We start from the raw sequence: 15,795 nt of genomic DNA on the forward strand, positions 1-15,795 counted from the left end.
GTCGTCAGGCGAAGACCCCGTCCAGCCAGCCGCGCCAGGCCGCCTCGTCCTGCGCGGCGTCGGCGTCCGGCGCGAAGTCGTGGACGACGATGCCGACGGGCGCGCCCCAGCGGCCGCGCCCGAAGACGCGGTACATGGCGTCGTCGGTGCGCAGGCCGATGAAGTACGCGTTGCGGTAGTCGAGTACGGCTTCCAGGGTCTCGCCGCCGGGGCCCCGGACGCGCAGCTTGGCGCCCTCGGCGGCGTCGTCGGGCAGGCCGAGGGCGCGGCCGACGGCGGCGAGGGCCTCGGGGTTCGCCGACGCGGCGGGCCCGTCGAACATGGCGAAGGCGACGGGGCGGCCCGCGAAGTGCGTCAGGTACTGGCGCAGCGTGTGCAGGTAGAAGTCGGTGTGCTTGTCGGCGCCGTCGTAGTAGTCGTCCCAGTTGTCGACGAAGATCCCGCTGTGGACGTAGCGGACCCAGGCGCGGCTGCCGCCGTCGCGGGCCTCGATGACATGGTCCAGCTGGTTGAGGGTCTGGAACGGGGGCAGCGCTTCCGCGTTGTCCGAGCGGGCGGTGAGCCGGTGCTCCGGGTCCCATGCGGTGATCGTGGCGCCGTGGGGACCGCGGCCGCCCTCCTTCGGCTCGTACTCCATCGGCCACAGCCAGCCGCCGGTGCCCGCGGTGAGTGCCTCCCAGACCTGCTCGGGGGTGGCGTCGACCTCGAACTCGCGGGCGATCTCGAATTCCCTGGGTTCGTTCGTCATGGCGGTAACTCCTTGGTGCGGTCAGTCTTCGAGGGGCGGTCGGGGCTGCGGATCCTTCACCGAGGGGTGCACGGCGATCACCACGCGGTGGTCGCGGCCGCCCTCGGCGGATCCGTCGTGGTATTTGCGGACGAGTGCGCCGACCCCTTGGGTCAGTTCCTCGATGAACGCGGCCCGGTCCGCGGCGGACGCGAACCTGACCTCGCCGTCGAGCGCGTAGGTGGCCAGGCGCTTCTTCGCCTTGGCGGCCCCGGTGAGCAGCGCTCCCACGTCCTGTACGAGACGTGCCGCGACGGCGAGCAGCCAGCGCGCGGAGAGCTGGTCGCGGGCCCGGTCCGGGTCGGGCCGCACGGCGCCGAGCGCGACCGGTGAGATCACGTACGAGGCGGCCGTGGCCCGCATCAGGCGCTCGGTGACATTGCCCTTGCGCCGCTCCCCCGCCAGCTCGACCAGGCCGTGCTTCTCCAGTGCCTTGAGGTGGTAGTTCACCTTCTGGCGCGGCAGGCCGACCTTGGGGGCGAGCATGGCGGCGGATGCGGGTCCGGCGGCCAGCTCCGCGAGCAGCCGGGCCCTGATCGGGTCGAGGGAGACCGCGGCTGCCGCCGGGTCCTCGATCACGGTGACGTCCAACATGACCCCACCGTCTCACCGAAAACTTTTTTTGTCCAGAAGACTCGATTGTTCGGCGAGTCGGGGAGGTCGGGAAAGGGGACCACCTGCCCTGACATGAACAGACCCCGGTGGCACCACGTGGCACCACATGGCACCACCAGGGGCGCCAGAGCGGACAGGGCTCCACGCGGCACCGCATTGACACAACTCGATGTCACCATGTTTCCGCAGGTCAGAGCCGCTTGATCAATTCTGACCCACATTCGCATTCCTCATACGCTTGCGCATGGCGCCAAAGTGGTGCCACTATGACGTCATGGACCTCACGCCGTATGTCGACAACCTCCGCCGCGAACTCGCGGTGGCCGCCGAAGCCGGCGGCGAAGAAGCCCGCGAGCTGGCCGAGCGGCTCACCGCTCCCCTGGAGTCGGCGACCCGCCTGACGATGCTCAACGTGCTCTCCGCCGCGATGGACGAGATCACCCGTGAACTCGCCCCCGGTTCGGTCGACGTACGGCTGCGCGGGCTCGACCCGGACTTCGTCGTGACGCGGCCGGCGGCCGAGGAGGCGTACGAGGACAGGAGCGGGCCCGCCGAGCCGCTCAAGGCGCCGGCCCCGGCGCCCGCCGACGGAGACGACGGTGGCACCGCCCGCGTCAATCTGCGCCTGCCCGCCCACCTCAAGACGCGCGCCGAGGAGGCCGCGGGCCGCGAGGGCCTGTCGGTCAACGCGTGGCTGGTACGAGCCGTGTCGGCCGCGGTCGACGGCGGCACCCCGTCACGTGCACCGGGAAGCACCCAAGCCACCCGCACCACCCGCACCGTCGGACAGAGCTTCACGGGCTGGGTGCGCTAGCCGCGCATCCCGCCCGCCCGAATTCACCCGGAACTTCACCCTGAGACCCAAGAGGACGGGACAGCCATGCCTTCTTTCGACACGCCCCAGCCGATCTCGGTCATCGCCAACGTGGCCGCCGGCTCCATCCAGTTCTCCGCGAGCGACCGCCTCGACACGGTCGTCGAGCTGCGGCCCCGCGACCCGAAGAAGGACAAGGACGTGCGGGTCGCCGAGCAGACCGAGGTCACCTACGCGAACGGCGTGCTGACCATCAGGACACCCAAGGGGCGCTACCTCGTCGGGCCCACCGGCAGCGTCGACGTGACGGTCGAGCTGCCCACCGGCTCCCGCATCGACACGACCGGCTCCTGGACCCAGGTGCTCGGCGAGGGCCGGCTCGGCGAGGTCCGCGTGAAGACGTCGTCGGGTGACGTCCGCCTGGACGCGACGGGCCCGCTCCAGCTGACCGCGTCGCACGGCTCGATCACCGTGGACCGGGTCGAGGGCCTGGCCGAGATCACCACCAGCTCCGGCAGCCTGCGCGTCGGTGTCGTGGACGGTCCGGCCGTCCTGAAGAACTCGCACGGCTCCACGACCGTCGGCACCGCGATCGGCGATCTGCGGGTGAGCGGCGCCAACGGCGACATCGACATCCGGCGCGCCGAGAGCTCGGTCACCGCGACCACCGCCCACGGCACCCTGCGCGTGGGCGAGGTGGCCCGTGGCACCGTCCAGCTGGAGACCTCCTACGGCGCCATCGACGTCGGCATCCGCGAGGGCACGGCCGCCTGGCTCGACGCCGGCTCGGGCAACGGACAGGTGCGCAACACGCTCACCGCGTCCGACAGCCCGGAGAAGAGCGAGGAAACGGTCGAGGTCCGCGCCCGGACCAAGTTCGGCAACATCGACATCCGCCGCGCCCGGGCCTGACCCGCCCCAAGCCCCTTACGCCACACACCACTTCACCGCTCACCACGCCTTCGAACGGGAGGGCTCCATGCCTTCATCTGTCATGCCCACGTCCATGTCGGGCAACGGCCAGCAGCCGCCCGCCGCCGTCTCCACCGTCGGTCTGCGCAAGTCGTACGGCGACAAGACCGTCCTCGACGGGATCGACCTGCACATCCCGACCGGCACCGTGTTCGCCCTGCTCGGCCCGAACGGCGCCGGCAAGACCACGGCCGTGCAGATCCTGTCCACGCTCATCTCCGCCGACGGCGGCCAGGCCCAGGTCGCGGGCCACGACCTCGCGACGTCACCGGACGGCGTACGCGCCGCGATCGGTGTCACCGGCCAGTTCTCCGCCGTCGACGGTCTGATCACCGGCGAGGAGAACATGCTCCTCATGGCCGACCTGCACCACCTGCCCAAGTCCGAAGGACGGCGCGTCGCCGCCGAGTTGCTGGAGCGCTTCGACCTCGTCGACGCCGCGAAGAAGCCCGCCTCCACCTACTCCGGCGGCATGAAGCGCCGCCTCGACATCGCCATGACGCTGGTCGGCAACCCGCGGATCATCTTCCTCGACGAGCCGACCACCGGCCTCGACCCGCGCGCCCGGCACAACATGTGGGGCATCATCCGCGAGCTGGTCTCCGACGGCGTCACCGTCTTCCTCACCACGCAGTACCTGGACGAGGCCGACGAACTCGCCGACCGTATCGCCGTCCTCAACGACGGCAAGATCGCCGCCGAGGGCAGCGCCGAGGAACTCAAGCGGCTCATCCCCGGCGGACACATCCGGCTCCGGTTCACCGACCCGGACACCTACCAGTCCGCCGCCCTCTCACTGCGCGAGGCCCACCGGGACGACGAGGCCCTCGCCCTGCAGATCCCCAGCGACGGCAGCCAGCGCGAACTGCGCTCCATCCTCGACTGGCTGGACTCGGTCGGCATCGAGGCGGACGAGCTGACCGTGCACACCCCCGACCTCGACGACGTGTTCTTCGCCCTGACCGGCGGCGCCGGCATCCCCAACCAGCCGAACCAGCCCAAGGAGGAAGCCCGATGAGCTCCCTGTCCCTCGCCGTGCGCGACTCGACCACCATGCTGCGCCGCAACCTGCTGCACGCACGGCGCTACCCCTCCATGACGCTGAATCTGCTGCTGACGCCCGTCGTGCTGCTGTTGCTCTTCGTCTACATCTTCGGCGACGTGATGAGCGCCGGCATCAGCGGCGGCGGCGCCGACCGCTCCGCGTACATCGCGTATCTCGTCCCGGGCATCCTGATGCTGACCATCGGCGGCACCACGATCGGCAGCGCCGTGTCCGTCTCCATGGACATGACCGAGGGCATCATCGCCCGCTTCCGCACGATGGCGATCCACCGCGGGTCGGTGCTCATCGGGCACGTCGTCGGCAGTGTTCTGCAGTGCGTGATGAGCGTGGTGCTCGTCGGGGTCGTCGCCGTGGCGATCGGGTTCCGGTCCACCGATGCCACCGCCCTGGAGTGGATCCTGGCGGTCGGGCTGCTGGCGCTCGTCTCCCTGGCGCTCACCTGGATCGCGGTCGGCATGGGCCTGTCCAGCCCGAACGCCGAGGCGGCCAGCAACAACGCGATGCCGCTGATGGTCCTGCCGCTCCTGTCCAGCGCGTTCGTGCCGGTCGACGCGATGCCGGGCTGGTTCCAGCCGATCGCCGAGTACCAGCCGTTCACCCCGGCCATCGAGACCCTGCGCGGACTGCTGCTCGGCACCGAGATCGGCAACAATGGTTGGCTGGCCGTGGTCTGGTGCGTGGCGCTGGCCGTGCTCGGCTACACCTGGTCGCGCTCGCTCTTCAACAACACCGGTAAGCGCTGATCAACAGCACCACCGCTCTTTGACACCGCACATGAGGGCGGGGCGTTCACTCACCGGCAGGGAGTGAACGCCCCGCCCTACTGTTGTCCGCCGAGCCGGGCCGCGCGGCGCTGCGCTCCGCCTCGGCGAGGATCGCGTACCGGTCGGCCACGATCGCCTCCGCGTCGGCCACCGCCCGTTCGGCAGCGAGGCGGCGCCCGGCATGTGCGTGGGAGCCCTGAGCGGGGTACCTGCGGCGCCACCAGACGTCACACACGGCGTAGATGCCACTCGCACAGATCAGCAGGGGAACGGCGAGGGCCAGGACGATGTCACGCACCACGGGATCCTTATACGTTTTATATGTCTACACATACGTACAACTTCTTCCTGATAACTCGGAATCCGGGCGCCCCTTCTGAAGGTCGCCCCTCGGCCAATATCCCGTCGGAACTCGGCCACGCACCCCCGACTGCTTAGCAAGACTTGCCACTACCTCGTAGAAAAATTAAGTGGAGCTGTACGGTCGGGGCGCCGAGACTGCGTATATGAGCCTCGTGAACTCCCCGCACCCGCCCTTCGGCCGCGCCCTGTGCGCCATGGTCACGCCATTCGCCGACGACGGCGCCCTTGACCTGGACGGCGCGCAGCGCCTGGCGGCCCACCTGGTCGCCGAGGGGTGCGAGGGTCTCGTCCTGTCCGGCACCACCGGCGAGTCCCCCACGACGTCGGACGACGAGAAGGCCGCGCTCGTGCGGGCCGTGAAGGACGCGGTCGGGGAGCGGGTCCCCGTCGTCGCGGGCGTCGGCACCGCGGACACCCGACACACCGTGGAGCTTGCCGCCGGGGCCGAAAAGGCGGGCGCGGACGGCCTGTTGGTCGTCAGCCCGTACTACAGCCGCCCGCCACAGGATGCCCTGGAGGCACACTTCCGCGAGATCGCGGACGCATCGGGACTGCCGGTGATGCTGTACGACATCCCGGGCCGCACCGGCACGCGCATCGAGCCGGACACCCTGATCCGGCTCGCGTCCCACCCCCGGATCGTGGCTGTCAAGGACTGCGCGTACGACATGCTCAGCACGCAGAAGGTGCTCGGCGCGACCGGTCTCGCGTACTACGCGGGCTGCGAGGAGTTCGCGCTCCCGCTGTACGCGGTGGGCGGGGCGGGCTTCGTGTCGACGGTCGCGAACGTGGCGCCGCGTGCGCTGCGGGCCGTCCTGGACTCCTATGACACGGGCGACACCCGGGAGGCGGCCCGGCGCCAGCAACTGGCGGCCCCGCTCGTCGAGTTGATGATGGCGTCAGGCCTGCCGGGCACGGTCACCACGAAGGCGCTGCTCGGCGCGCTCGGCCTGCCCGGCGGCCCGGTCCGCGCACCACTGCGGCCCGCCGGCCACGAGGTGACCGACGGGCTGCTGACCGCGTACGAAAGATTCGTCAGCGCGTAGTTCTGTGTCTCCCCGGGGGACAACCCCCGGCCCCCCGGCCGGAAGACACGCTCTCCCTCAACGCGTCGTGAACTGCGGTGTCCAGCGGCCCGGGTAGTCGTCGGACTCCTTGCGGAAGTCGCTGAGCCGGACGACCTTGTCGCTGCCGATGGTGAGCAGGAGCAGCTGGTTGTGGAACTCGCCCTTGCCGCGGCACTTCTTGGGGTCGCAGCCCCAGGCGATGAGCCTCTTGTTGTCGGCCCAGGCGAGCAGCTGCTGCCCAGGCACCTTGGTGATCATCTTGCCGCTGAGGGGATCGACGATCGCCGAGGCGATCTCGTCTCCCTGGCCGGCGAAGTCACCCCCGACGAGCTTGCCGTCCGGCGAGAGCCCCGCTTCCGCCCACGACGGGTGCTTCTCCACGGCGGGTGTGGCCACCTTGCGGCCGTTCTGGACTCGGCTGTCGTCTCAGAGTGCGGGGAGGCCGGAGTGGGGAGGGGCTGTTCGCTCCAGACCGTCTTGCCTTCGGTGGTGTAGCGGGTGCCCCAGCTCTGGGCGAGTTGAGCGACGATGAACAGGCCCCGCCCCCCTTCGTCGACTGTGCGGGCGTGGCGCAGGCGGGGGGAAGTAGCACTGTCGTCGTGGACTTCGCAGGTGAGGGTGCGGTTCTTGATGAGACGTAGCTGCAGGGGTGGGGCGCCGTAACGGATCGCGTTGGTGACGAGTTCGCTGACGATCAGTTCGGCTGCGTAAGCGGTGTCTTCGTCCACGTTCCAGTCTGCGAGTGTCCGGCGGGTGTGTCCGCGGGCGGTGGCGGCTGCTGTGGGGTCGTGGTCGAGGAGCCAGGTGGCCAGGGAGTGGGCGGGGAAGGGCCGGGTGCGGGCGAGGAGGAGGACGGCGTCGCCGGGGCGGTCCTTGCTGCGCAGGGTGTAGAGGATGTCGTTGCACAGGTGCTGGAGGGGCCGGCCGGGTTGAGCGAGGACGTCGCGCAGGAGTGCGGGGCCACCGTCGGAATCGGCGGGGGGTGTGGGCAGGATCGCGGGGGTGTAGAGGGCGAGGATGCTGCCGTGGGGGAGGTCGGTGGTGGTGGCGGCGAAGGGCGGACCTTCCGCGCTGCCCAGGAGAGGCCCTGGGGTGCTGTCCGGGACCTCGGTGCTGCTGTCGGGGCGGATGATCACGGGTGTGGTGTGCCCGGCCCGTGCGAAGGTGCACGTGCGGGTGACCGGGTCGTAGACCGCGTAGACGCAGTTCGCGGAGAGCGGTTGCGGGTGCAGGGGGTCGCTGGGGTGAAGAGCCGCGCGCTCTGCTGCCAGGAACACCGCGGTGTCGTTGAGGCGCGCGAGGAGCTCGTCGGGTTGCAGGTCCAGCGCGGCCAGAGAACGGATGACGGTTCGCAGTTGTCCCATGGTGGTGGCGGTTTGGATGCCGCGGCCGGTGACCTCTCCGACGACCAGGGCGGTGCGGGCGCCGGACAAGGGAATCGTGTCGTACCAGCCTCCCCCGCCGCTGGCTCCGAGCACGTGCAGGTGGGCGGTTTCGACGGTGCTGTGTGAGGCGGGATAGCGGGGGAGCTGGTGGCGCTGGACTGTCGCGGCGATGGTGTACTCGCGGGTGAATCGGCGGGCGTTGTCGATGCACAGGGCGGTGTGGGTGGCCACATCGACAGCAAGGCCGGCATCGTCCTCGTCGTAGGGATCGGACCCGCCGGCGCGGATGAGGCTCAGCACTCCCAGGGCCGTTCCGCGCAGAGCCAGCGGCGCCACGATGAGTGTGTGCGCTCCGGCTGCGCGGACCCCCCTGGCCCTGGAGGCGTCGAGCCACGAGCTGTCCGGACTCAGAGCCAGGAGGCGGGGACGAAAGTCGCTCATGGCCTGCGCGTAGGGGGTCAGCAAGTTGAGACTCCGCACGTCACTCACCGGATGGTCCTGTGCTTGCAGGCCGTCGCGGGCGCGGTAGGCGGCACGGCGCAGAGCAACATCCTGAGCCAGTGTCCCTGTCGGGGACTCCTCGCCGTGTACCACGGCATCCACGATGTCCACCATGGCGATGTCGGCAAAGCCGGGCACCAAGGCCTCCACCAGCTCCTGGCAGGTGGCGATCACGTCCAGGGTCCGTCCCACACGCTCGCGCACGGTGGTCAGGACACGCTTCCGGGCACGCGCCTGTTCCTGTTCCGTGACGTCGACCACCGTGACAGCCAGTCCCAGGACCGTCCCTTGCGGGTCCTGCAGGCGGAACACCGACACCGACCCGCATTCTTCCCGCCCCTGTTCGGAAGCCATCCGCGCGCGGACCAGATACTCGCGCACGGGCACACCGCTTTCCAGCACGCCACGGAGCATTGTCTCCACCTCGTCGGGCGCGGACAGACCGGCATACGCCTCGGCGAAATGCAACCCGACCAGACCTTCGACCGACACACCATGCATGCTCCGCGCGGCGGAGTTGACCCGCACAACCCGCAGCCCCGTATCCAGAACGTGCAGCCCCACCGGCGACCGGGTGAACAAGGCATCCAAGATCGCCCCACCCACCCAGTCCACCGCGTCCCCACCCGCCGGCGTTCCGCGCATCGGGTCCTTGTCCGCCACAAAGATCACCTCCACCACCCAGATTGCCCGGCGCAGCGTGCCGATAGACGGCCACGCCACGCCGGGTACCCGAACAGCCCCCAGCACGACTGCGGACCGCCAGACGGGTGGTGTTCCTACGGCGCTTCGCTCCCGCCACCCGCGTTGATCGAAGCCACTCATGGGCTTCGACCAGGGATAACCCCAGGTGCCCAGCTGTCCGCCTGTCCGGTTTGGGCGCTGACCTGCGACAACCGCCCGGACAGTCAAAATGAGAGCTGTCCGGGGTGCCCGGTTACAGACGGGTTTACGGCCGCAGTCAGCGTCATCCCAGCCCTCACGCCGCTGATCATCGAGCTGATGTAAGCGTGCCCGCCGCGTGCCCGAACCAGAGGAACACAGCGGGGAACCACGGGGACTTGCGGGGACCTGGCAGCTCAGCCGCAGCTCAGCGTCTCCGCAGGTCAGACCCCGTCCGCATACGGGGCCTTCCGAACTGGGGCTGGTCATCCACGCGACCACCACCAGGGGTAGCCTTCCAGTCCGTTCGAAGGTCCCTGGAGGCTCCCTGTGAACACCACCGCTTTCCTGCTGCGGAGCGCGTTGGGCCTCAGTGGCGGTCTGGTGGGCATCTGGGAACTGACCCGCCAAGCTTCGGGACCGGGCTGGAGGAAGCTGCGGGTCTTCTTTGCGGTGGCGGCTTTGACGCTCGCCGGGCTGCTCGCCGTCTAGCGAGGCCGGTCGACGCGCCCTCCCGTGCCCGTTCGGTCGGAAAACAGCGGGGAACAGCGGTCGCTGGCGGACCACACCGTCACGCGTGAGCAAGCCCGTCAGGAGGTGAGGATGCCGATGCCGTCTCCGAGCAGTTTCACCCCGAGGACGAAGAACAGGACCGCCATGACGGCGACGTTGTGCTGCGCAGCCCAGTCTTTCCAGTTGCCCAGCGTGGTCTTCGCTCGCTCTCCCCCGAGCAGGAAGACTCCCAGTGGGGCCAGCAGGCCGAGAGTGGCGATCAGGACGAAGATGGCCAGCGATGCGATCTGCTGCCCGACCGGCAGTCCGGCTGAGCCAATGGAGGCGGCCGCAGCGATGGTCAGCGGGGCGTTCTTGGCGTTGAGCGCGGCCAGGGCCAGTCCGAGTCCGAGGACCTTGACCGGCGTGAGGCGGTCTATCGCGCCCATCCATTTCGGCAGCTGGGCTTGCGAGGGATCTCTCGGACGCCGGTGCCACAGCCGGGCGCCGAAGAGGACGAGGAACACGCCCAGAGCGAGCTTGACGGCTCCCACCCAGGTGGCCGGCTGATTGTGGGCGGAGGCACCAGCGGGGGAAGCGATCGCCAGCATCACCGCCCCCAGCGCCGAGAGTCCCAGAATCCAGCCGACGGTGAAGAGGAGTCCGTTGAGACGTCCCCGAGGCGTCGCCAGGATGAGGATGATTGCGATGATCGGGAGCGGGCTGATCGCGACGGCGGCCGCAAAACCCAGCACGTCACCGAGAACTGCGCCCATGGTTGCCTCCAGAGGGGGATCAGGGCGGCGATCCGGTTGAGCAACGCTTGGGTCGGTGCCCCTGACGGCCCTGCGCCCATCGTGGGCCTGCCGTGGAAGTGCCCGGGTCTGCAGACGGACCCAGGACCGTGGATCGCGGCCTCTCCCGAAGCGGCCGTTCTGAACGGCCGCTTCCCTCGGCGGTCAACGCCTGTCCGGCACCTTTCCCAGGCGTTTCACTGCTGAGCGTCTCGTTGCTCAAGTCCGCTTACGGTGCAGCTTGGACGGCGCCTGGGCGGAGCGACGGGTTGTTGTGCGTTCGACGCGCCGCTGTCTCCATGGCCACGCTGAAGCGGCTGCCCGAGAGCGTGACGGCGACGTGGTCGGCACTTCCCGATTCCATCTTCCTGCGCCTTTCCGGATCTGTCCTCGGGAGCTCCTCAGGACGAGGAGACCCTGGCCGTTGCCTGACGGCCACCGCGTTGCTGCCTTCCCGGAACTGGACGGCAAGTCGGCAGCCGAGGCGGCCTTCTTCCTCGGCATCGTGACGGACGAGGTACGGCCCTGCGATCCATCGGGCACGGACCGTAGCCCGACATTGTGGGGGGGGAATCGTGAAGTGATCAGGCTGGATCCCGCTGTGGCGGAGCGTCGCGAGAATCCGCCCACGGGTGATCACATGACCCGTGGCCGGGAGTGCGAGGCGGTGCGTGCGGAGTAAGGATTGAAGGTGAGGGCGATGGCGCCTCATGTCTGAGCGCTTGGCGACCCTCGGACCGATCCGTGGCAGGAGAATCTCACGATGACTGCGACGACAGGTGCAGCCCAATCGGCTCACCCCGAGCGCCCGGGCAGGTCGGATGGGGTCTGCAGCGAGTTCACCGTCTTTACCAAGATCAAGCCGGGCCATGCCGATGCGTTGCGCGAGGATCTCGCCGCGATGGCCGACGCGGCGGCTGACGAGAACGTCCATGCGGCGGTGCGCCAGATCGGCACCCTGCATGACGCACGGCACGTGATCTTCGACAACGACACCCGGTTCATGTTCGCCAGTGTCTTCGACGGCTCCTGGGACACCTACATCGACGACTTCGCCCAGACGGTGGTCGGGGCCCGCTTCGACAAGGTCTTCTCGCACTGTGAAGGGTTCCCCGGCGTCACTGACCCAGGGGCGAAGGACTGGTTCGTCTCCCAACAGGAGCCCGCAGGGGTCTTCGTCAGCGCCTATCCCGATCTGACCGTTCAGCAGATCTACAAGGACCAGCGCGTGGACGACGCGTTCCAGGCGGTGCTGGACACCGCCGAATTCCGGGCGATGCTGGACAACCCGGCCAACGCGGAGCTGGTGGGCACGCCGACCTTCCAGAAGCTGCTGGAGGAAGCCGCGGCCTAGAAGTCGGACACAACCAACCCTCAGAGCCGACCCAACATCGGCGGACCGCGTCGGAGGGCGCGGGCCGGCCACTGCAGGGCTGCCCAGGCGGAGACCGATGTGGAGGCACAAGCGAGCATGAACACGGCGGCAAGTAACGGCGCAGCCAGCGTTGGCGTCGAGATCGACGACGTCCAAAGCGGGGCACTGCGTCCACGGCCCGTGCCGTACGAGGGAAAGTTCGTCTTCCTGCGGGTCGATGACCGCCACGCCGGGCGCGCCCTGCTGCGGCGGCTGCTTCCGGTGACGGCGAGCGGTCTGCCCAGCGTGGACCGAAGCCAGGATGCCTGGGTGGCTGTGGCGTTCACCTACCAGGGACTGAGGGCCCTGGGGGTGCCCCAGGAGTCGCTGGACAGCTTTCCGCGGGCGTTTCGTGAGGGCATGGCCGCTCGGGCGGAGCTGATCGGCGATGCGGGCGAGAGCTCCCCGGCCCGCTGGGAGGCACCGTTTGGAACGGGCGATGTTCATATCGCGCTGAGCGCTCTCTCCTCCGATGCGGCGCAGCTGGACAAGGAGCTGGAGCGGGCCCGCGTCGCCTACGAGGACACTCCCGGTGTCCAGGTCATCTGGCAGCAGGATGTTCACCAGCTCCCGACCGGGCGCACCACCTTCGGATTCCGCGACGGCATCAGCCATCCGAACATCGAGGGCGTCGGACTGCCCGGCTCGAACCCGCAGGAAGCCCCCATCAAGGCGGGCGAGTTCATCCTCGGCTACCCCGACGAGACCGGCAATCTGCCGCCCATGCCCAGCCCCGATGTGCTGGGGCGCAACGGGACCTACGCGGCCGTTCGCAAGGTCCACACCAACGTGGCGGCCTGGCGGCAGTACCTGCGCGCGAACAGCTCCGGTGCCGAGGAGGAGGCACTCCTGGCGGCGAAGATGGTCGGGCGCTGGCCCAGCGGGGCGCCGCTGACGCTGGCGCCGGAGCACGATGATCCGGAGCTGGCGGCCGATCCGCACCGCGTCAACAATTTCCTGTACCGGGAGAACGACGATCGCGGCTTCCGGTGCCCCGCCGGTGCGCACATCCGGCGCGTCAACCCCCGCGATTCCACCATCATCGGCGACGCACGGATGCACCGCCTCATCCGCCGCGGCACCACCTACGGCCCACCGCTACCGGAGGGCGTCCTGGAGGACGACGGCGCCGACCGGGGCCTGGTCGGCGTCTTCCTGGGGGCCCACCTGGAACGGCAGTTCGAGTTCATCAAGGCCGAGTGGGTCAACGACGGCAACTTCATCGGCTATCCCGGCGAGAAGGACCCGGTGGCCGGGCATCACAGCGGAACCGGCAGCGTCACCATCCCGGAGAAGCCGGTCCGGCGCCGTCTGCAGAATCTGCCGAGCTTCGTGGTCACCCGGGGCGGTGAGTACTGCTTCGTGCCGGGTCTGCGTGCCCTGCGCTGGCTTGCCGAACTGGAGGACTGACGGCAATTGCTGCCCCCCTGAGGTCCCATCACGGTCTCCGAGGAGAGGTCGCAGTCATGGCAACACAGTTCGTCCCCTACACGCCTGATGTCGAAGACGATGACCCGAACTTCGAACGCAACCTGCACACGGTGATCGAGAAGACAGAGAGCTACATCGCCGAGTCGGTCAAGGCCGGTGGCACCGGCCGGGCCCTCCGCGACGCCCACGCCAAGGGCTACGGGCTGGTCCGAGGGGAAGTGGAGATCCTGGACGGGCTTCCGCCCGAGTACGCCCAGGGAATCTACGCGACTCCGGGAACCCACGGTGCGCTCATCCGCTTCTCCAACGGCTCGCCTCACGCGGGAGCCGACGCGCGACTGGGCGCCGCCACCGGGCTGGCGCTGAAGATCTTCGACATCCCCGGCCCGACCCTGCTGGAAGACGAACCGGACACGGGCACATTCGACTACGCCAACATCAACGGGCCGATCTTCTTCTGCAACACAATCGAGCACTACCTGTTCATCCAGGAATTGTTCCTGGACGCGCCGGCCTACTTCTCCCAGGGCCGACCCGGTGCGCGTCGCTTCTTCACCGAGTTCGTGACCGGCAAGGGAACGCTGGACCAGGACAACTGGGCGTGGGACGAGTTCCTGGCCTTCCTGCGGCTGTCGAAGACCCCTCCGGCGAACCTGCTGCTGTCGAGCTACTGGACGATGGGCGCGGTCCGGCACGGGGACTACATCGCCAAGGTACGCATCACCCCCGATCCGTCCTGCGCCGCCGCGGTGGTCCGGCGCACCATCGACCCGACCTCCGCGCAGGAGGTCTTCCGACCGGCCCTGCAAGCCGAGCTGCAGGAGCGGCCCTACGCCTTCGACATCCAGGTCCAACTCTGCACCGACCTGGAGCGCATGCCGGTGGAGGACACCACCGTGGAGTGGCCCGAGCAGCTCTCGCCCTCCGTCACCGTGGCCAGACTGCGGCTGCCGCAGCAGGACATCTCCGGCCCGGAAAACCTGGAGAAGATGGACTCACTGTCCTTCACGCCCTGGCGGGTCACCGCCGAACACGCACCCCTGGGCAACATCATGCGGGCCCGTAAGGAGGTCTACCGGCGATCCTCCATCGAGCGCCACAAGCTCAACCAGCAGCCGCGCACAGAGCCCCGCAGCGCCGACGAGGTACTCGGCCCGGCCCTATGAAGCCGACTGCTGTGACGGCACGCGCCCACGCCGGTCAGAATTCCTGCTGTACAGCACGGAAGTACAGCAACCTCGGCTACCAGACATTCTGTAGGTGTCTTCGCCCATGCGCGGAGCGCCCTCCCGGGCCGTCCTCGGGCCGTGGAAGGGCGCTCAACGATGACCAGCGTCGACAACTGCCGACAGCTCAACGGCAGGTCAGAACGGTGATCGATTAGGCAACCGCAGGTCACGGCCGCCTGTGATCAGTTGTGGCTGTGCAGAACCTCGTTCAGGCCGCCCCACACCGCGTTGTTCGGGCGGGCCTCGACGGCGCCGGTGACCGAGTTGCGGCGGAAGAGGATGTTCGAGGCGCCGGACAGGTCGCGGGCCTTGACGATCTCGCCGTCGGGCATCGTGACGCGCGTACCGGCGGTGACGTAGAGACCGGCCTCGACGACGCACTCGTCGCCGAGGGCGATGCCGACGCCCGCCTCCGCGCCGACGAGGCAGCGCTCGCCGATCGTGATGCGGACGTTGCCGCCGCCGGAGAGCGTGCCCATGGTGGAGGCGCCGCCGCCGATGTCGGAGCCGTTGCCGACGACGACACCGGCGGAGATGCGGCCCTCGACCATCGACGTGCCGAGCGTGCCGGCGTTGAAGTTGACGAAGCCCTCGTGCATGACGGTGGTGCCCTCGGCGAGGTGCGCGCCGAGGCGGACGCGGTCGGCGTCGGCGATGCGGACGCCCTTCGGCGCGACGTAGTCCGTCATGCGGGGGAACTTGTCGATGGACGTCACGGCGAGGTGCAGGCCCTCGGCGCGGGCGTTGAGGCGGACCTTCTCGACGTCGTCGACGGCGACCGGGCCGAGCGAGGTCCAGGCGACGTTGGCGAGGAGGCCGAAGACGCCGTCCAGGTTCTGCCCGTGCGGCTTGACCAGCCGGTGGGACAGCAGGTGGAGGCGCAGGTAGGCGTCGTGCGCGTCGAGCGGCTTGTCGTCGAGCGAGGCGATGACCGTGCGCACGGCGACGGTCTCCACACCGCGGCGGGCGTCGGTGCCGATGGCCTTCGCGGCGCCCTCGCCGAGCAGTTCGGCGGCGCGCTCGGCGGAGAGCCGCTCGGTGCCGGCCGGGCCCGGCTCGTCCTGGAGGGACGGGGCGGGGAACCAGGTGTCGAGGACGGTGCCGTCGGCGGTGAGCGTGGCGAGGCCTGCGGCGACGGCGCCGGTGGTGCGCTGAGCGGTGGTGCTGGCGGGAGAGTCAGACATGGGTGAAACCTAACCGGAGGTGCGCCGCGGGGGCG

The 15,795-nt window shown here is 69.3% G+C and carries 16 protein-coding genes; 9 read left to right on the top strand and 7 right to left on the bottom strand.

Annotated elements, in window-relative coordinates; all coding sequences use genetic code 11:
- Nucleotides 1–4: 4 nt before the first annotated feature.
- Both ACWFR4_RS00500 and ACWFR4_RS00505 read right to left on the bottom strand, forming a co-directional pair.
- Nucleotides 5–748 carry an SRPBCC family protein gene (locus ACWFR4_RS00500; protein WP_453461940.1) on the bottom strand — a complete coding sequence of 248 codons (744 nt, stop codon included), beginning with the start codon at nucleotides 746–748 and terminating at the stop codon, nucleotides 5–7.
- Between the two features lie 21 nt (nucleotides 749–769).
- Entirely contained in the window at nucleotides 770–1,381 is a 612-nt protein-coding gene (locus tag ACWFR4_RS00505) for an ArsR/SmtB family transcription factor (RefSeq protein ID WP_266565639.1), read from the bottom strand.
- A 295-nt stretch (nucleotides 1,382–1,676) separates the two neighbouring features.
- On the opposite strand from ACWFR4_RS00505, the gene ACWFR4_RS00510 reads away from it, so the two are divergent.
- From ACWFR4_RS00510 to ACWFR4_RS00525, 4 genes are all read left to right on the top strand, one after another.
- The gene (locus tag ACWFR4_RS00510) at nucleotides 1,677–2,216 is read left to right on the top strand and encodes a hypothetical protein (protein ID WP_453461943.1); all 540 of its coding nucleotides are present in this window, start codon (nucleotides 1,677–1,679) and stop codon (nucleotides 2,214–2,216) included.
- Between the two features lie 66 nt (nucleotides 2,217–2,282).
- Nucleotides 2,283–3,128 (top strand): DUF4097 family beta strand repeat-containing protein, encoded by an 846-nt coding sequence (locus ACWFR4_RS00515; protein WP_453650045.1) that lies wholly within the window; start codon nucleotides 2,283–2,285, stop codon nucleotides 3,126–3,128.
- Between the two features lie 67 nt (nucleotides 3,129–3,195).
- Nucleotides 3,196–4,206 (top strand): ATP-binding cassette domain-containing protein, encoded by a 1,011-nt coding sequence (locus ACWFR4_RS00520; RefSeq protein ID WP_453650047.1) that lies wholly within the window; start codon nucleotides 3,196–3,198, stop codon nucleotides 4,204–4,206.
- The gene (locus tag ACWFR4_RS00525) at nucleotides 4,203–4,997 is read left to right on the top strand and encodes an ABC transporter permease (protein WP_453461951.1); all 795 of its coding nucleotides are present in this window, start codon (nucleotides 4,203–4,205) and stop codon (nucleotides 4,995–4,997) included. The genes ACWFR4_RS00520 and ACWFR4_RS00525 overlap by 4 nt, the downstream gene beginning before the upstream one ends.
- 46 nt (nucleotides 4,998–5,043) lie before the next feature.
- Here ACWFR4_RS00525 and ACWFR4_RS00530 read toward each other — a convergent pair whose 3' ends face one another.
- Entirely contained in the window at nucleotides 5,044–5,316 is a 273-nt protein-coding gene (locus tag ACWFR4_RS00530) for a hypothetical protein (protein ID WP_453650049.1), read from the bottom strand.
- 208 nt (nucleotides 5,317–5,524) lie between these two features.
- Between ACWFR4_RS00530 and dapA the strand changes: the two genes are divergently transcribed.
- A complete protein-coding gene (dapA, locus tag ACWFR4_RS00535) occupies nucleotides 5,525–6,427 on the top strand; it encodes a 4-hydroxy-tetrahydrodipicolinate synthase (protein WP_453650051.1) in 903 nt (300 codons plus the stop codon).
- A 57-nt stretch (nucleotides 6,428–6,484) separates the two neighbouring features.
- Here dapA and ACWFR4_RS00540 read toward each other — a convergent pair whose 3' ends face one another.
- Complete coding sequence (locus tag ACWFR4_RS00540; protein ID WP_453650053.1) at nucleotides 6,485–6,694, bottom strand: hypothetical protein; 210 nt, start codon at nucleotides 6,692–6,694, stop codon at nucleotides 6,485–6,487.
- Between the two features lie 8 nt (nucleotides 6,695–6,702).
- Nucleotides 6,703–9,057 carry a SpoIIE family protein phosphatase gene (locus tag ACWFR4_RS00545; RefSeq protein WP_453650055.1) on the bottom strand — a complete coding sequence of 785 codons (2,355 nt, stop codon included), beginning with the start codon at nucleotides 9,055–9,057 and terminating at the stop codon, nucleotides 6,703–6,705.
- A gap of 489 nt (nucleotides 9,058–9,546) precedes the next feature.
- Between ACWFR4_RS00545 and ACWFR4_RS00550 the strand changes: the two genes are divergently transcribed.
- Nucleotides 9,547–9,708 carry a hypothetical protein gene (locus tag ACWFR4_RS00550; protein ID WP_399683262.1) on the top strand — a complete coding sequence of 54 codons (162 nt, stop codon included), beginning with the start codon at nucleotides 9,547–9,549 and terminating at the stop codon, nucleotides 9,706–9,708.
- A 98-nt stretch (nucleotides 9,709–9,806) separates the two neighbouring features.
- Here ACWFR4_RS00550 and ACWFR4_RS00555 read toward each other — a convergent pair whose 3' ends face one another.
- Nucleotides 9,807–10,484, bottom strand: coding sequence for a GAP family protein (locus tag ACWFR4_RS00555; RefSeq protein WP_453461962.1), 678 nt, complete (start codon nucleotides 10,482–10,484; stop codon nucleotides 9,807–9,809).
- Between the two features lie 781 nt (nucleotides 10,485–11,265).
- On the opposite strand from ACWFR4_RS00555, the gene ACWFR4_RS00560 reads away from it, so the two are divergent.
- The 3 genes from ACWFR4_RS00560 (at nucleotide 11,266) to ACWFR4_RS00570 (ending at nucleotide 14,513) form a co-directional block, all read left to right on the top strand.
- Nucleotides 11,266–11,856, top strand: coding sequence for a hypothetical protein (locus tag ACWFR4_RS00560; RefSeq protein WP_372565385.1), 591 nt, complete (start codon nucleotides 11,266–11,268; stop codon nucleotides 11,854–11,856).
- A gap of 117 nt (nucleotides 11,857–11,973) precedes the next feature.
- The gene (locus ACWFR4_RS00565; protein WP_453650057.1) at nucleotides 11,974–13,326 is read left to right on the top strand and encodes a Dyp-type peroxidase; all 1,353 of its coding nucleotides are present in this window, start codon (nucleotides 11,974–11,976) and stop codon (nucleotides 13,324–13,326) included.
- Nucleotides 13,327–13,382: 56 nt separating this feature from the next.
- Nucleotides 13,383–14,513 carry a catalase family protein gene (locus ACWFR4_RS00570; RefSeq protein ID WP_453650059.1) on the top strand — a complete coding sequence of 377 codons (1,131 nt, stop codon included), beginning with the start codon at nucleotides 13,383–13,385 and terminating at the stop codon, nucleotides 14,511–14,513.
- A gap of 245 nt (nucleotides 14,514–14,758) precedes the next feature.
- Here the strand turns inward: ACWFR4_RS00570 and dapD are convergent, their stop codons facing one another.
- On the bottom strand, nucleotides 14,759–15,760 hold the full coding sequence (gene dapD / locus ACWFR4_RS00575; RefSeq protein WP_116502754.1) for a 2,3,4,5-tetrahydropyridine-2,6-dicarboxylate N-succinyltransferase: 1,002 nt from the start codon (nucleotides 15,758–15,760) through the stop codon (nucleotides 14,759–14,761).
- Nucleotides 15,761–15,795: the final 35 nt, after the last annotated feature.

This window comes from Streptomyces sp. NPDC055140 (genome assembly GCF_053607285.1).

What these genes read in the sequence shown, in the direction of transcription:
- ACWFR4_RS00500 (WP_453461940.1), bottom strand. Translation starts at nt 748, where the DNA reads ATGACGAACGAACCCAGGGAATTCGAGATCGCCCGCGAGTTCGAGGTC.
- ACWFR4_RS00505 (WP_266565639.1), bottom strand. Translation starts at nt 1,381, where the DNA reads ATGTTGGACGTCACCGTGATCGAGGACCCGGCGGCAGCCGCGGTCTCC.
- ACWFR4_RS00510 (WP_453461943.1), top strand. Translation starts at nt 1,677, where the DNA reads ATGGACCTCACGCCGTATGTCGACAACCTCCGCCGCGAACTCGCGGTG.
- ACWFR4_RS00515 (WP_453650045.1), top strand. Translation starts at nt 2,283, where the DNA reads ATGCCTTCTTTCGACACGCCCCAGCCGATCTCGGTCATCGCCAACGTG.
- ACWFR4_RS00520 (WP_453650047.1), top strand. Translation starts at nt 3,196, where the DNA reads ATGCCTTCATCTGTCATGCCCACGTCCATGTCGGGCAACGGCCAGCAG.
- ACWFR4_RS00525 (WP_453461951.1), top strand. Translation starts at nt 4,203, where the DNA reads ATGAGCTCCCTGTCCCTCGCCGTGCGCGACTCGACCACCATGCTGCGC.
- dapA (WP_453650051.1), top strand. Translation starts at nt 5,525, where the DNA reads ATGAGCCTCGTGAACTCCCCGCACCCGCCCTTCGGCCGCGCCCTGTGC.
- ACWFR4_RS00555 (WP_453461962.1), bottom strand. Translation starts at nt 10,484, where the DNA reads ATGGGCGCAGTTCTCGGTGACGTGCTGGGTTTTGCGGCCGCCGTCGCG.
- ACWFR4_RS00560 (WP_372565385.1), top strand. Translation starts at nt 11,266, where the DNA reads ATGACTGCGACGACAGGTGCAGCCCAATCGGCTCACCCCGAGCGCCCG.
- ACWFR4_RS00565 (WP_453650057.1), top strand. Translation starts at nt 11,974, where the DNA reads ATGAACACGGCGGCAAGTAACGGCGCAGCCAGCGTTGGCGTCGAGATC.
- ACWFR4_RS00570 (WP_453650059.1), top strand. Translation starts at nt 13,383, where the DNA reads ATGGCAACACAGTTCGTCCCCTACACGCCTGATGTCGAAGACGATGAC.
- dapD (WP_116502754.1), bottom strand. Translation starts at nt 15,760, where the DNA reads ATGTCTGACTCTCCCGCCAGCACCACCGCTCAGCGCACCACCGGCGCC.